10 protein-coding genes are annotated in these 15,352 nt (G+C 70.3%); 4 read left to right on the forward strand and 6 right to left on the reverse strand.

All coding sequences use genetic code 11. From position 1 onward, the window contains the following. Positions 1 to 51 precede the first annotated feature (51 nt). Positions 52 to 1,281: a cysteine--1-D-myo-inosityl 2-amino-2-deoxy-alpha-D-glucopyranoside ligase gene (mshC, locus tag R2B67_RS30355; RefSeq protein WP_237325038.1), complete on the forward strand. Its 1,230-nt coding sequence runs from the start codon at positions 52 to 54 to the stop codon at positions 1,279 to 1,281. A 69-nt stretch (positions 1,282 to 1,350) separates the two neighbouring features. Here mshC and R2B67_RS30360 read toward each other — a convergent pair whose 3' ends face one another. The 6 genes from R2B67_RS30360 to R2B67_RS30385 form a co-directional block, all read right to left on the reverse strand. Beyond that, positions 1,351 to 2,376, reverse strand: a complete 1,026-nt coding sequence (locus R2B67_RS30360; protein ID WP_109977069.1) for a PAC2 family protein — start codon at positions 2,374 to 2,376, stop codon at positions 1,351 to 1,353. Positions 2,377 to 2,522: 146 nt separating this feature from the next. After that, on the reverse strand, positions 2,523 to 3,581 hold the full coding sequence (locus tag R2B67_RS30365) for an LLM class flavin-dependent oxidoreductase (RefSeq protein WP_317822469.1): 1,059 nt from the start codon (positions 3,579 to 3,581) through the stop codon (positions 2,523 to 2,525). 128 nt (positions 3,582 to 3,709) lie between these two features. Continuing rightward, positions 3,710 to 5,320 (reverse strand): glycerol-3-phosphate dehydrogenase/oxidase, encoded by a 1,611-nt coding sequence (locus R2B67_RS30370; protein ID WP_018515369.1) that lies wholly within the window; start codon positions 5,318 to 5,320, stop codon positions 3,710 to 3,712. A gap of 15 nt (positions 5,321 to 5,335) precedes the next feature. Further along, a complete protein-coding gene (gene glpK, locus R2B67_RS30375) occupies positions 5,336 to 6,880 on the reverse strand; it encodes a glycerol kinase GlpK (RefSeq protein ID WP_317822470.1) in 1,545 nt (514 codons plus the stop codon). A 57-nt stretch (positions 6,881 to 6,937) separates the two neighbouring features. Beyond that, positions 6,938 to 7,729, reverse strand: coding sequence for an MIP/aquaporin family protein (locus tag R2B67_RS30380; RefSeq protein ID WP_109977066.1), 792 nt, complete (start codon positions 7,727 to 7,729; stop codon positions 6,938 to 6,940). A 344-nt stretch (positions 7,730 to 8,073) separates the two neighbouring features. Further along, entirely contained in the window at positions 8,074 to 8,838 is a 765-nt protein-coding gene (locus tag R2B67_RS30385; RefSeq protein WP_043186377.1) for an IclR family transcriptional regulator, read from the reverse strand. Positions 8,839 to 9,078: 240 nt separating this feature from the next. On the opposite strand from R2B67_RS30385, the gene metH reads away from it, so the two are divergent. From metH to R2B67_RS30400, 3 genes are all read left to right on the forward strand, one after another. Next, positions 9,079 to 12,594 carry a methionine synthase gene (metH, locus tag R2B67_RS30390; protein ID WP_317822472.1) on the forward strand — a complete coding sequence of 1,172 codons (3,516 nt, stop codon included), beginning with the start codon at positions 9,079 to 9,081 and terminating at the stop codon, positions 12,592 to 12,594. A 141-nt stretch (positions 12,595 to 12,735) separates the two neighbouring features. Continuing rightward, complete coding sequence (locus R2B67_RS30395) at positions 12,736 to 13,437, forward strand: HAD family hydrolase (protein WP_317822473.1); 702 nt, start codon at positions 12,736 to 12,738, stop codon at positions 13,435 to 13,437. A gap of 261 nt (positions 13,438 to 13,698) precedes the next feature. Next, complete coding sequence (locus R2B67_RS30400; RefSeq protein ID WP_317822475.1) at positions 13,699 to 15,297, forward strand: ABC transporter substrate-binding protein; 1,599 nt, start codon at positions 13,699 to 13,701, stop codon at positions 15,295 to 15,297. The last annotated feature ends 55 nt before the right edge of the window (positions 15,298 to 15,352 follow it).

Genomic DNA, 15,352 nt, shown 5'->3' on the forward strand with positions numbered 1-15,352 from the left:
GAATACGGATCCGGTTCGTATCCGGAAGCATCGTCCGGTTACGCTCATGACATGCATGCCTGGCCCGCTTCTGAGGTCCCCGCCCTGCCTGGCAAGGGCCGCGACCTTCGGATCCACGACACCGCGACCGGCGGACGGATCACCCTTGACCCCGGTCCCGTCGCCCGCATCTACGTCTGCGGCATCACGCCGTACGACGCGACCCACATGGGTCATGCGGCGACCTACAACGCGTTCGACCTCGTTCAGCGCGTGTGGCTCGACACCAAGCGGCAGGTTCACTACGTCCAGAACGTGACCGACGTGGACGACCCACTCCTGGAGCGGGCCGCACGCGACGGTCAGGACTGGACCGAGCTCGCGGAGCGCGAGACGGCACTCTTCCGCGAGGACATGACCGCCCTGCGGATGCTGCCCCCGCAGCACTACATCGGAGCGGTCGAGGCCATACCGGGCATCGTGCCGCTCGTCGAGCGGCTGCGGGAGGCGGGCGCCGCCTACGACCTCGAAGGCGACGTCTACTTCTCCGTCGACGCCGACCCGCACTTCGGCGAGGTCTCCGGGCTCGACGCGGCGGCGATGCGCCTGCTCTCCGCCGAGCGCGGCGGCGACCCCGAGCGCCCCGGCAAGAAGAACCCCCTCGACCCGATGCTCTGGACGGCCGCCCGCCCGGGCGAGCCGAGCTGGGACGGGGCCTCCCTGGGCGAGGGCCGCCCGGGCTGGCACATCGAGTGTGTGGCCATCGCGCTGGACCACCTCGGCATGGGCTTCGACGTCCAGGGCGGCGGCTCCGACCTTGTCTTCCCGCACCACGAGATGGGCGCCTCGCACGCCCAGGCGCTGACCGGCGAGCACCCGTTCGCCAAGGCGTACGTCCACGCCGGCATGGTCGGTCTCGACGGCGAGAAGATGTCCAAGTCCAAGGGCAACCTCGTCTTCGTCTCCACCCTGCGCCGCGAGGGCGTGGACCCGGCGGCGCTCCGGCTCGCCCTGCTCTCGCACCACTACCGCGCCGATTGGGAGTGGACCGACCAGGTTCTCGCCGACGCCGTCGAGCGCCTCGCCCGCTGGCGCGCCGCGGTCTCCCGCCCCGACGGCCGGCCGGCCGACGCACTGGTCGAGGAGGTCCGCGAGGCCCTCTCCGACGACCTGGACACCCCCGCGGCGCTGGCCGCCGTGGACCGCTGGGCCGAGCTCCAGAGCGCGGAGGGCGGTACGGACGAGGGGGCACCCGGCCTCGTGTCCCGTACCGTCGACGCGCTGCTCGGCGTCGCGCTCTAGAGGAGCGGCGGACCGCACCACGCGACCGGCCCCGGACTTCTCCGTGAAGTCCGGGGCCGGTTCTCGTGGTCACTCCTCGTCGGGACTCTCTCCGGACGCCTCGTCAGGCCCCTTGTCGCCCTTGTCCTCGGGCTTTCTCGTGGGCCCCGCCTCGGGGCGCGGCGGCTTCGGCGGCCGGGTGCGGCCGCTGGAGGGGTCCCGTAGATACGCCGCCGAGTCACCGCTCTCCGTCGCATGGCCGCCGGGCCCCGGGCCGCCGTCCCGGCGCCGCAGATACCGCTCGAACTCCCGGGCGATGGCCTCGCCGGACGCCTCGGGCAGCTCCGCGGTGTCCCGCGCCTCCTCCAGCGTCTGGACGTACTCCGCGACCTCGCTGTCCTCCGCCGCCAGCTGGTCCACCCCGACCTGCCAGGCCCGCGCGTCCTCCGGCAGCTCGCCCAGCGGGATGCGCAGCCCGATCAGGTCCTCAAGACGGTTCAGCAGGGCCAGCGTCGCCTTCGGGTTCGGCGGCTGCGACACGTAGTGCGGCACCGCCGCCCACAGGCTCACCGCCGGCACCCCGGCATGGGTGCACGCCTCCTGGAGGATGCCGACGATGCCCGTCGGGCCCTCGTACCGGGTCTCCTCCAGGTCCATGGTCCGCGCCAGGTCCGCGTCGGAGGTGACCCCGCTCACCGGCACCGGCCGGGTGTGCGGGGTGTCACCGAGCAACGCGCCCAGGATGACGACCATTTCGACACCCAGCTCATGGGCGAAGCCGAGGATCTCGTTGCAGAACGAGCGCCAGCGCATCGACGGTTCGATCCCGCGCACCAGGACGAGGTCCCGCGGCTTCTCCCCGCCGACGCGCACCACCGACAGACGGGTCGTGGGCCAGGTGACCTTCCGTACCCCGTTCTCCAGCCACACCGTGGGCCGGTTGACCTGGAAGTCGTAGTAATCCTCGGCGTCCAGCGCCGCGAACACCTCGCCCTTCCACTCCCGGTCCAGGTGGCTCACCGCTGTGGAGGCGGCGTCACCGGCGTCGTTCCAGCCTTCGAACGCGGCCACCATGACCGGGTCGATCAGCTCGGGCACCGACTCGAGCTCGATCACCCGGGCCTCCTTCCGAAGTCTCCATACGTACGGAGCAACCTTACGGCTTCGGGGCCCCTGGGCCGCAGCCCGTTTGCACGGCCGGGTGAACCTTGCCAGCAGGAGTGGATCAGCGGCCCGATCAGTGCATCAGCCCGTTTGCGCCCTCACTGCCAGAGTGTGGAAGGTGCCTCCCGCCGCACCACCGGGGCGATCTCCTCCGCGAACCGCTGGAGCGTCTCCAGCTGCTCCGGCCGGCTCAGCCCGAAGCCGTCCACGGTGATCGACTGGAGGTCGTGGCGGTAGACCGTGTGCCAGCCGAGGATCTTGTCGATGATCTGCTGGGGGGAGCCGATGAGTTGGGGGCCGCCCGCGATCGCGTCCTCGATGGTCCGGAACGGGGTGTTGTAGCCGGCCTTGCCCGCCAGGTGCGGCTTGAAGGTCTGCCGCACCCGCGCCTCGTACAGCTCCTTGTACTGCTCGACCGCCGCCTGCGAGCTGTCCGCGATGAGCAGCCCGCCGGAGCCCGCCGCCACCCGTGCGTCCGCCGGATCGTGCCCGTACGCCTCGAACCGCTCCCGGTAGTGCGCGATGAGCTTCGCGTACGCCTCGCGCGGCTGGATGGCGTTGGCCGTGAAGAGCGGGTCGCCGTGTTTCGCTGCCAGCTCCGGGGAGTTGAGGCTGGTCGCCGAGCCGTGCCAGATGCGGGGGAGACCGCCGTACGGACGGGGCACCGTCGTCACGTTCTTCAGCGGCGGGCGGAACTCGCCCTCCCAGTCGACGCCCTCCTCGGTCCAGAGGCGGCGCAGCAGCTCGTACTTCTCCTTCTGGAGGTCCCACTGCCGCTCCTCGTCGAGCCCGAAGAGGTCGAAGTGGCCCGCCTCGGCGCCCTTGCCGACCACCAGCTCGATACGGCCCCGGGATATCTGGTCGAGCGTCGCGAAGTCCTCCGCCACCCGGACCGGGTCCAGGATCGCGACGACGGTCACGCCGGTGAGCAGCCGGATCGTCCTCGTACGGGCCGCGATCGCGCCGAGCACCACGCTCGGGCTGGAGGAGAGGAAGGCCCCGGCGTGCCGCTCGCCGACCGAGTAGGAGTCGAAGCCGAGCTCCTCCGCCACCGCCGCGGTGGCGATCACTTCCTCGAACCGGTCGGCGGGGGAGGGGAGTTCACCGGTGAGCGGGTGTGGGTCATGGCCGATCAGGGAAAGCACCGAGAATCTCATGACCTCCACTCTCCTCGCGGCACATTGCGCGCGTATGGCGGGAGTGTGGCGCGTGGAGAGGGCGGCCCCCCCCGTGCGTGGGAAGCCGCCCTCGGCGGATCGTGGGCCCTCGGTGGGCCCTTGGTGGGTCAGTCGCGGTCGGCCAGCAGCTTCTCGACGCCGTCGCGGACGTCGTCCGTCGCCAGGCCGCGGATCGTCAGCGTGGTCCGGCGGCGCAGCACGTCGTCCGCCGTCTCGGCCCACTCGTGGTCGCGGGCGTAGGCGACCTGCGCCCAGATCTCCGGGGCGTCCGGGTGGACGCGCTCGGCCAGCTCCGGGCTCTCGTTGGCCAGCCGCGCGATGTCGAAGGCGAGCGAGCCGTAGTGCGTGGCCAGGTGCCGGGCGGTGTCCGGCGCCATGCGCGGGCCGGGGGCGGGGCCGTCGACGAGCAGCCGGTGGGCGACCGCGTTCGGGTTGGCGATCCCGGGCAGCGGCAGCTTCTTCGGCAGCCGGTTCATCGGCTCCATGTCCTCGGCCAGCGGGTGCCCGGGCAGGGCGGCCAGCTTGTTCATCACCGTACGGCCGATGTGGCGGAACGTCGTCCACTTGCCGCCCGCGACCGACAGCATGCCGCCGCGGCCCTCCGTGACGACCGTCTCGCGCTTGGCCTTGGAGGTGTCGCCGGGACCGCCGGGCAGCACCCGCAGACCGGCGAAGGAGTAGGTGATCAGGTCGCGCGAGAGCTGCTGGTCCTTGATCGAGAACGCCGCCTCGTCGAGGATCTGCGCGGTGTCGGCCTCGGTCACCGAGACGTCCGCCGGGTCGCCCTCGTACTCCTCGTCCGTCGTGCCGAGGAGCAGCATGTCCTCCCACGGCAGCGCGAACGTGATCCGGTACTTGTCGATCGGGGTGGCCAGCGCCGCCCGCCACGGACGGGTCCGCTTGAGGACCAGGTGGGCGCCCTTGGAGAGGCGGATGGAGGGCGCCGCGTTCGGGTCCTCCATCTTCCGCAGGTGGTCGACCCAGGGGCCGGTCGCGTTCAGCACGAGACGGGCGGTGACGCCGAACTCCGTACCGTCCACGCTGTCCTTCAGCTCGGCGCCCGTGACGCGGCCCCGGGTGAAGCGCAGGCCCGTGACGGCCGCGTGGTTGAGGACGACGGCGCCCGCGTCGACGGCCGCGCGGACCGTCATCAGCGCCATGCGGGCGTCGTTCATCTGGTCGTCGCCGTAGACCGCGACGGCCTTGAGGTTGTCGGTGCGCAGCTCGGGGACGTCGCGCGACGCCTTGGCCGGGGATATGACGTGGCCGACGCCGTCGCCGAACGCGGAGAGCGCGGAGTAGGCGAAGACCCCCGCGCCGAGCTTGGCCGCGCCGTGCGGGCCGCCCTTGTAGACGGGCAGGTAGAAGGTGAGCGGGTTGGCCAGGTGCGGGGCCACCTCGCGGGAGACCGCGCGGCGCTCGAAGTGGTTCTCCGCGACCAGCTTGACCGCACCGGTCTGGAGGTAGCGCAGACCGCCGTGGAGCAGCTTGGAGGAGGCGGAGGAGGTGGCGCCGGCGAAGTCACCGGCGTCCACCAGAGCCACCCGCAGCCCGGACTGCGCGGCATGCCAGGCGGTGGAGATGCCCAGGATGCCGCCGCCGATGACCAGGAGGTCGTACGTCGCCCGGGACAGCTGCTCCCGGGTTTCGGCGCGGCTCGGCAGGGAGCCGGAGGCCGGGTGCGTTCCGAGGGCGGGAACGCTCTGCAGGGTGGTCATTTCGAATGCTCCTCGTCAGCTTTCTTCGTCCTCGACCCAGCCCATGGTCCGTTCGACGGCCTTGAGCCAGCTCTTGTACTCGCGGGCACGGGTGTCCGCGTCCATGCGGGGGGTCCACTCGGCGGCCCGGCGCCAGTTGGCGCGCAGGGCGTCGGTGTCCGGCCAGAAGCCGACGGCCAGGCCGGCGGCGTAGGCGGCGCCGAGGCAGGTGGTCTCGGCGACCATGGGGCGCACCACGGGTGCGTCCAGGAAGTCGGCGAGGGTCTGCATCAGCAGGTTGTTGGACGTCATGCCGCCGTCGACCTTGAGCGCGGTCAGCTCGACGCCGGAGTCCTTCGTCATGGCGTCGCTGATCTCGCGGGTCTGCCAGGCGGTGGCCTCCAGGACGGCACGGGCGATGTGCGCCTTGGTGACGTAACGGGTGAGACCGGTGATCACACCCCGGGCGTCGGGACGCCAGTAGGGGGCGAACAGGCCGGAGAAGGCGGGCACGAAGTAGGCGCCGCCGTTGTCCTCGACCGAGGAGGCCAGCGTCTCGATCTCGGCGGCCGACTTGATCAGGCCCATCTGGTCGCGCATCCACTGCACCAGCGAACCGGTGACCGCGATGGAGCCCTCCAGGGCGTACACCGGGGGCTTGTCGCCGATCTGGTAGCCGACGGTGGTGAGCAGCCCGTTGTACGAGTTCACCGGGGTGCCACCGGTGTTCATCAGCATGAAGGTGCCGGTGCCGTACGTGGACTTGGCCTCGCCCTCGGCGAAACAGGTCTGGCCGAACAGGGCCGCCTGCTGGTCACCCAGCGCGGAGGCGACGGGCACGCCGTCGAGGATGCCGCCCTTGGCGTTGCCGTACACCTCGGCGGAGGAGCGGATCTCGGGGAGGACCGCGGCGGGGATGCCGATGGAGGAGAGGATCTTCTCGTCCCACTCCATCTTGTGCAGGTTCATCAGGAGGGTGCGCGAGGCGTTGGTGACGTCGGTGACGTGGACGCCGCCGTCGGTGCCGCCGGTCAGGTTCCAGATGACCCAGGAGTCCATGGTGCCGAAGAGGATGTCGCCGGCCTCGGCGCGCTCGCGCAGCCCCTCGACGTTGTCGAGCAGCCAGCGGACCTTGGGCCCGGCGAAGTACGAGGCGAGCGGCAGCCCGGTCTCGCGGCGGAAGCGGTCCTGGCCCACGTTGCGGCCGAGCTCCTTGCAGAGCGCGTCGGTACGGGTGTCCTGCCAGACCAGCGCGTTGTGCACCGGCTCACCGGTGTTCTTGTCCCACAGGAGCGTGGTCTCGCGCTGGTTGGTGATACCGATCGCCTTGACGTCTGCGGAGGTGATGCCGGCCTTGACGATGGCCCCGGCGACGACCTCCTGCACGTTCTCCCAGATCTCGGTCGCGTCGTGCTCGACCCAACCCGGCTTCGGGAAGATCTGCTCGTGCTCCTTCTGGTCGACCGAGACGATCCGGCCGTCCTTGTCGAAGACGATGCAGCGGCTGGAGGTGGTGCCCTGGTCGATGGCCGCGATGAACGGGCCGGTGCCGTGGGTGCCGGTGGTGTGTGCGTCGGTCACGGTGTGCTCCCGGAAGTCTGTGAAAGGAAAGGGTTACGGCGCTGATACCCGCGTGGGTCAGGCGAAGGCGAGGTTGTAGAGCCCACCGGCGAGCGCGCCGCCGATGAGCGGACCCACGATGGGTACCCACGCGTAGCCCCAGTCGGAACCACCCTTGTTCGGCAGCGGCAGCGCCGCGTGCACGATGCGCGGCCCGAGGTCACGGACCGGGTTGATGGCGTACCCCGTGGGCCCGCCGAGCGAGAGGCCGATGCCGACCACGACCAGGGCCGTGACCAGGGCGCCGAGCGTGCCGAGGCCGTTGCCCTCGTCGTTGAGGCCCTGGGTCAGGATCGCCAGGACCAGCACGAGCGTGGCGATGACCTCGGTGACAATGTTCTGCACGCCGTTGCGGATCTCGGGGCCGGTGGAGAAGATCCCGAGCACCGGTCCTGCCTTCGGGGCGGAGGTCTGGTCGACCATCGCCTCGTCGGTGGGCTGCGCCTTGATGATCTCCGGGTCGGTGAGGTGGGCGTGGAACTGCCCGTAGTACACCGCGTAGACCAGTACGGCGCCGATCATCGCGCCGAGCAGCTGCGACCCGAGGTAGAGGGGCACGTCGCCCCACGCGGTGCCGCCCTGAATGGCGAGGCCGAGGGTGACCGCGGGGTTGAGGTGGGCGCCCGAGACGCCGCCGGCCAGGTAGGCACCGGTCAGCACGGCGAAACCCCACCCGAAGGTGATGGCCAGCCAGCCCGCGTTCTGGGCCTTCGAGCGCTTCAGCGTGACGGCGGCACAGACACCGCCGCCGAGCAGGATGAGTACGGCGGTACCGATGGTCTCGCCGATGAAAATGTCGGAGCTGGACACCCGCGACTCCTTTGTCCTTCGTCCAGGGGGGAGCGGAACACCGGTCCCTCGGTGCTTCACGCCCCAGGCGGGGTATCCACAAATCGTGGGCGACCCACCTGTAAGGGCTTGACCGGCCCTTGGCACTGTCACACCCTAACGCGTATTGCCGTTAGGCGTTCGACAATGCCGACCGTTGAACGGCAGTGTTTCCCCCGAGTGAAGGAAGCGTCAAGGGTTCTGTGGCCGAGGACTCGGTGCGCGACGCGATCGTTACCCCACGATGCGCCCGGACGCGCGCGGGCGCACCCGGGCGCTCGGATGTGTAGGTGCGCCAGGTGTTACGGGGATGGTCGCCCCGGTTCTCAGAAGCGCCCGGCGCCCAGGTCTCGGGAGACCGCCCGCGCACAGTCCCGTACGGCAGCGATCAGCTCGGGCCGCAGCACGCCGCCCGGCGCCACCCGCTCCACCGCGCCCGTCACCGCCACCGCGCCCACCGGCATCCGGCGCCGGTCGTGGACCGGCGCGGACACGGCGGCCACGCCCTCCCAGGTCTCCTCGGCGTCGGCGGCCCACCCCTGAGCGCGGATCAGGTCCAGCATCGCCTCGAACTCGTCGGCGGCCGTCACCGTACGCGCGGTGAAGGAACGGCGCTCCGCCTCCATGACCTCGCTGTGCGCCACCGGGTCGTACGCGGACAGCACCTTGCCGAGCGCCGTGGAGTGCAGCGGCTGCATCGCCCCGACCTCCAGCACCTGGCGGCTGTCGTCGGGCCGGAAGACGTGGTGGACGATGAGGACGCCGTGCTGGTGGAGCACGCCGAGGTGGACGCTCTCGCCGCTGGAGCGGGCCAGGTCGTCCGTCCAGACCAGGGCGCGGGCCCGCAGCTCGTGGACGTCGAGATAGCTGTTGCCGAGCCGCAGCAGCTCGGCGCCGAGCTGGTAGCGCCCCGAGGCGGCGTCCTGCTCGACGAACCCCTCCAGCTGGAGGGTGCGGAGGATTCCGTGGGCGGTGCCCTTGGCCAGCCCCAGGGAGGAGGCGATGTCGGACAGCCCGAGCCGCCGCTCGCCGCCCGCCAGCAGGCGCAGCATCGCGGCCGCCCGCTCCAGCGACTGGATGTTCTTGGCCATCGCGCCGTACTCCTCCACCTCGGTTCGACAATGCTGAACACTATCGGTCGATGCCGACCTGCGCCGGATTCCGGGGGAAAGTCTCCTCCTGACGGCCCGCCGCGCCCGCACCCGCACAGCATGCAGTCCGTCTCATGGACGCACCGACCACGCGTCGAGGTGTCCGGCTACGCTGACGGGGTGCGCCTTCCCCAAGAAGGACGCAAAGCCGACAGCCGTCGCATCCCTGGGAGATCATCCATGGCCTCGTTGCCTACACCCGCCCCCGACAGCCGGACCCGCGCAGCAGCCCTGCGCGAGGCGCTCGCCACCCGGGTGGTGGTGGCCGACGGAGCGATGGGCACCATGCTCCAGGCGCAGGACCCGACCCTTGAGGACTTCGAGAACCTCGAAGGCTGCAACGAGATCCTCAACATCACCCGCCCCGACATCGTGCGCTCCGTCCACGAGGAGTACTTCGCGGTCGGCGTCGACTGCGTCGAGACCAACACCTTCGGAGCGAACCACTCCGCCGCCAACGAGTACGAGATCGCCGACCGGATCTTCGAGCTCTCCGAGTCCGGCGCCCGGATCGCCCGCGAGGTCGCCGACGAGTTCGCGGAGAAGGACGGCCGCCAGCGCTGGGTCCTCGGCTCCATCGGCCCCGGCACCAAGCTGCCCTCGCTCGGCCACATCACGTACGACGTCCTGCGCGACGGCTACCAGAAGAACGCCGAGGGCCTCCTCGCGGGCGGCTCCGACGCCCTGATCGTCGAGACCACCCAGGACCTGCTGCAGACCAAGTCCAGCATCATCGGCGCGCGCCGGGCCATGGAGGCCCTCGGCATCGACGTGCCGCTGGTCTGCTCCCTCGCCTTCGAGACGACCGGCGTCATGCTGCTCGGCTCCGAGATCGGCGCCGCCCTCACCGCGCTGGAGCCGCTGGGCATCGACTTCATCGGTCTGAACTGCTCCACCGGCCCGGACGAGATGAGCGAGCACCTGCGCTACCTCGCCCGCCACTCCCGTACGCCCCTGATGTGCATGCCCAACGCCGGCCTGCCCGTCCTCACCAAGGACGGCGCGCACTTCCCGCTCGGCCCCGACGGCCTCGCCGACTCCCAGGAGACGTTCGTCCGGGACTACGGCCTCTCCCTCGTCGGCGGCTGCTGCGGTACGACCCCGGCCCACATGAAGGCCGTCGTGGACCGGGTCCGCGGGCTCACGCCGCCCGAGCGCGACCCCAGCCCCGAGCCCGGCGCCGCCTCGCTGTACCAGCACATCCCCTTCCGCCAGGACACCGCCTACCTGGCGATCGGGGAGCGCACCAACGCCAACGGCTCCAAGAAGTTCCGCGAGGCCATGCTGGAGGCCCGCTGGGACGACTGCGTGGAGATGGCCCGGGACCAGATCCGCGAGGGCGCGCACATGCTCGACCTCTGCGTCGACTACGTGGGCCGCGACGGCGTCGCCGACATGACCGAGCTGGCCGGCCGCTTCGCCACCGCCTCCACCCTGCCGATCGTGCTGGACTCCACCGAGCTGCCCGTGCTCCGCGCCGGCCTGGAGCAGCTCGGCGGCCGGGCCGTGCTGAACTCGGTGAACTACGAGGACGGCGACGGCCCCGAGTCCCGTTTCGCGCAGGTCAGCGCCCTGGCCGCCGAGCACGGCGCCGCCCTGATCGCACTGACCATCGACGAGGAGGGCCAGGCGCGGACGATCGAGCACAAGGTCGCCATCGCCGAGCGGCTCATCGAGGACCTCACCACCAACTGGGGTATCCGCGAGTCCGACATCCTCATCGACACCCTGACCTTCACCATCTGCACCGGCCAGGAGGAGTCCCGCGGCGACGGCATCGCCACCATCGGGGCGATCCGCGAGCTGAAGAAGCGCCACCCGGACGTCCAGACCACGCTGGGCCTCTCCAACATCTCCTTCGGCCTCAACCCGGCCGCCCGCGTCGTGCTGAACTCCGTCTTCCTCGACGAGTGCGTCAAGGCGGGACTGGACTCCGCGATCGTCCACGCCTCCAAGATCCTGCCCATCGCCCGGCTGGAGGAGGAGCAGGTCAAGGTCGCCCTCGACCTGATCTACGATCGCCGCGCCGAGGGCTACGACCCCCTCCAGAAGCTCATGGAGCTGTTCGAGGGCGTCAACATGAAGTCGATGAAGGCGGGCAAGGCCGAGGAGCTGATGGCCCTCCCGCTGGACGAGCGGCTCCAGCGCCGCATCATCGACGGCGAGAAGAACGGCCTGGAGGCCGACCTCGACGAGGCGCTCCAGGACACCCCGGCCCTGGACATCGTCAACAACACGCTGCTCGAAGGCATGAAGGTCGTCGGCGAGCTGTTCGGCTCCGGCCAGATGCAGCTGCCGTTCGTCCTCCAGTCCGCCGAGGTCATGAAGAGCGCGGTGGCCCACCTTGAGCCGCACATGGAGAAGTCCGACGACGAGGGCAAGGGCACCATCGTGCTCGCCACCGTCCGCGGCGACGTCCACGACATCGGCAAGAACCTCGTCGACATCATCCTCTCCAACAACGGCTACAACGTCGTCAACCTCGGCATCAAGCAGCCCGTCTCCGCGATCCTGGAAGCCGCGGAGGAGCACCGCGCCGACGTCATCGGCATGTCCGGCCTCCTGGTGAAGTCCACCGTGATCATGAAGGAGAACCTCCAGGAGCTGAACCAGCGCAAGATGGCCGCCGACTTCCCGGTCATCCTCGGGGGCGCCGCGCTGACCCGGGCCTATGTCGAGCAGGACCTGCACGAGATCTACGAGGGCGAGGTCCGCTACGCCCGCGACGCCTTCGAGGGCCTGCGCCTGATGGACGCGCTCATCGGGGTCAAGCGTGGGGTGCCGGGCGCGGCCCTGCCCGAGCTGAAGCAGCGCCGGGTCCCGAAGAAGGAGGCCGTGGCGGTGCTGGAGGTCGAGGAGCCCGAGGGCTCGGTCCGCTCGGACGTCTCCACCACCAACCCCGTCCCCGAGCCGCCGTTCTGGGGCACCCGGGTCATCAAGGGCATCCCGCTCAAGGAGTACGCCTCCTGGCTCGACGAGGGCGCCCTGTTCAAGGGCCAGTGGGGCCTCAAGCAGGCCAGGACCGGTGACGGACCGACGTACGAGGAGCTGGTGGAGACCGAGGGACGCCCGCACCTGCGCGGCTGGCTCGACCATCTCCAGTCCAACAACCTCCTGGAAGCCGCCGTCGTCTACGGCTACTTCCCCTGCGTCTCCAAGGGCGAGGACCTGATCCTCCTGCACGAGGACGGCTCCGAGCGCACCCGCTTCACCTTCCCGCGCCAGCGCCGCGGCCGCCGCCTCTGCCTCGCGGACTTCTTCCGCCCCGAGGAGTCCGGCGAGACGGATGTGATCGGCCTCCAGGTCGTCACCGTCGGCTCCCGGATCGGCGAGGCCACCGCCGAGCTGTTCGCCGCCAACTCCTACCGGGACTACCTGGAGCTGCACGGCCTCTCCGTCCAGCTCGCCGAGGCCCTCGCCGAGTACTGGCACGCCCGGGTCCGCAGCGAGCTGGGCTTCGCCGGGGAGGACCCCGCCGACGTCGAGGACATGTTCGCGCTGAAGTACCGGGGCGCACGGTTCTCGCTCGGTTACGGGGCCTGCCCCGACCTGGAGGACCGCGCGAAGATCGCCGACCTCCTCCAGCCGGGCCGGATCGGCGTCGAGCTCTCCGAGGAGTTCCAGCTCCACCCGGAGCAGTCCACCGACGCCCTCGTCATCCACCACCCCGAGGCGAAGTACTTCAACGCACGGTAGCCGCCCCTTCACCCCGCGGCTCCGCGTCGTTCGCGCACCGCGGCCCGACACGTCGTACACTGGTCGGTCCAGTGCAGGCCGGTCGCCCTCCCCTTGGGGAATGGCGGCCGGCCTTCTCGTCCCTTACGGAAGGTGTGCCGGATGACGAGTACGGTCCCCGCGTCCCTGACCCGCACGGCCGAAGGCGCCGCCCTGCAGGCGGTCCTTCTCGACATGGACGGAACCCTGGTCGATACCGAGGGCTTCTGGTGGGACGTCGAGAAGGAGGTCTTCGCCGACCTCGGACACCGTCTGGAAGAGCCCTGGCGGGACGTCGTCGTCGGCGGGCCGATGACCCGCAGCGCCGGCTACCTGATCGACGTCACCGGCGCCGACATCGCTCTGGACGAGCTGACCGTGCTGCTCAACGACCGCTTCGAGAAGCGCATCCGGCACGGCGTGCCGCTCATGCCCGGCGCCGGGAGACTGCTGGCCGAGCTGGCCGCGTCACAGATCCCCACCGCGCTCGTCTCGGCCTCGCACCGCCGGATCATCGACCGGGTGCTGGACTCGGTGGGCCACCACCACTTCGCGCTCACGGTCGCCGGTGACGAGGTCACCCGCACCAAGCCGCACCCCGAGCCCTACCTCACCGCCGCCGCGGGCTTCGGCGCCGACCCGTGGTGCTGCGCGGTCATCGAGGACACCGCGACCGGGGTGGCCGCCGCCGAGGCGGCGGGGTGCCGGGTGGTCGCCGTACCCTCCGTGGCCCCCATCGCACCCGCCTCCGGCCGGGTCGTCGTCGGCTCCCTCGAAGAGGTCGACCTCGCCTTCCTGCGGAAGCTCATCACCTCCACGGGCTGAAGGATCCGTGTGCGTTCCGGCAATTTTCCGTGGACGTGAATCAGCCACAGGCCCCCTGTGTGAAGAGGCGGGAAGGGTGAGCTTCCTCACCTGGAAGCCCTCCCTGGCCTGCCGTGATCGGTTGATCTGTCCGGAATGGTGATCAAATATCGCCCCCTTCGGAGGCCGGGGGAGGGCGGCCCGCTCCGAGCGCGGTCGGGGCGGTCACCGGCGGCTACTAACTTTGATTCCTCACCCACCGTGATGAGGGAGAACGTCCGTATGAACCGCAAGACCCTGGTGCTGCCGGCCGTCGTCGGCCTGCTCGCCCCCGTGCTCGCCGCCTGCGGCAGCACGGACAGCGGCGCCGGTGGCGAGGGCGCCATCGTCGTCGGCACCACGGACCAGCTCGTGGCCTCCGAGGAGAACCCCGCTCCTCTCGACCCGGCCATCGGGTACGAGGCAGGCGTCTGGAACGTCCTGCGGCAGACCGTGCAGACCCTGACCACCGTGCCGGGCGGCGGCGGCGAGCCGGTGCCCGAGGCCGCGCAGAGCTGCACCTTCACGGACAACGCGAACGAGAGCTACCGCTGCACCCTGCGCGCGGGCCTCAAGTTCGCCGACGGCACCCCCGTCACCGCCGAGGATGTGAAGTTCTCCATCCAGCGGGTGATCGACATCAACTCCGACAGCGGACCGGTCGGGCTCCTCGCCAACATCGACACGATCGAGACCAAGGGCAGCGACCAGGTGATCTTCCACCTGAACACGCCCGACGCGACCTTCCCGTACAAGCTCGCCACCCCCGCCGCCGGCATCGTCCCCAAGGGGAAGTACCCGGCGAAGGAGGCGCGCGACGGCTTCCAGGTCGACGGCTCGGGGCCGTACACCATGAAGCCGCAGGTCGAGGACGGCCGGGTCACCCGGATCGCCTTCACCAAGAACCCCTCCTACAAGGGCGAGCTGAAGGTCCTCAACGACAAGGTCGAGATGGACCTCTTCCCCGACGCCGACGCCATGGGCAAGGCGCTGGAGGAGAAGAAGATCCACATGATGACCCGGGCCATGTCGCCCGAGCAGGCCCGCGACATGCTGGTGAAGCCCAAGGAGGGCATCGAGCTCACCGAGATGCCCGGCCTCGCCATCAGCTACCTCGGGTTCAACACCAAGGACCCCGTGGTCAACAAGTCCGTCCGGCAGGCCATGGCGCAGATCATCGACCGGGGCGAGATCGCGGGCAAGGTCTACGGCACGACCGCCGAGCCGCTCTACTCGCTGATCCCCTCCAGCATCACCGGCCACACCAACGCCTTCTTCAACAAGTACGGCGAGCCCAGCACCGCCAAGGCCGCGCAGACCCTCAGGAACGCCGGGGTCAAGACGCCGGTCAAGTTCACCCTGCACTACACCAACGACCACTACGGCTCCGCCACCGCCAAGGAGTTCAAGGCGCTCCAGGCGCAGCTGAACGGCTCGGGCCTCTTCGACGTCGACGTCCAGGGCAAGGAGTGGTCGAAGTACCGCCCGGAGCAGAAGCGCGGCGACTACGCGGCCTACGGCATGGGCTGGTTCCCCGACTTCCCGGACCCGGACAACTACACCGCCCCGTTCCTGGACAAGAACAACTTCCTCAACTCCCCCTACCGGTCGCAGGAAGCGCAGAACGTCCTCATCCCGAAGTCGCGCCGCGCCGCCGACCGCAGCGCCGCCGCCACGACGTACGAGAAGCTCCAGGACATCGTCGCCACCGACGTCCCCGTCCTGCCGATCTGGCAGGGCAAGCAGTACGTGGCCTCCCGCAGTGGGGTCGCCGGTGCCGAGCGGTCCGTCAGCGCCACCTCGGAACTCCAGCTCTGGGAACTGAACAAGACCAACGCCTGAGCACCGCCCGGAACCACGAAAGCCGTCCGGCCCGCACCCCCTGTCAGCAGGATCG

This window comes from Streptomyces cyaneofuscatus, from assembly GCF_033109485.1.
Classification (GTDB): domain Bacteria; phylum Actinomycetota; class Actinomycetes; order Streptomycetales; family Streptomycetaceae; genus Streptomyces; species Streptomyces cyaneofuscatus.

Excerpts from the sequence above, each read along its gene's own strand:
- mshC (WP_237325038.1), top strand. The coding sequence starts at position 52 with ATGCATGCCTGGCCCGCTTCTGAGGTCCCCGCCCTGCCTGGCAAGGGC.
- R2B67_RS30365 (WP_317822469.1), bottom strand. The coding sequence starts at position 3,581 with ATGAGATTCTCGGTGCTTTCCCTGATCGGCCATGACCCACACCCGCTC.
- metH (WP_317822472.1), top strand. The coding sequence starts at position 9,079 with ATGGCCTCGTTGCCTACACCCGCCCCCGACAGCCGGACCCGCGCAGCA.
- R2B67_RS30385 (WP_043186377.1), bottom strand. The coding sequence starts at position 8,838 with ATGGCCAAGAACATCCAGTCGCTGGAGCGGGCGGCCGCGATGCTGCGC.
- R2B67_RS30395 (WP_317822473.1), top strand. The coding sequence starts at position 12,736 with ATGACGAGTACGGTCCCCGCGTCCCTGACCCGCACGGCCGAAGGCGCC.
- R2B67_RS30400 (WP_317822475.1), top strand. The coding sequence starts at position 13,699 with ATGAACCGCAAGACCCTGGTGCTGCCGGCCGTCGTCGGCCTGCTCGCC.
- R2B67_RS30370 (WP_018515369.1), bottom strand. The coding sequence starts at position 5,320 with ATGACCACCCTGCAGAGCGTTCCCGCCCTCGGAACGCACCCGGCCTCC.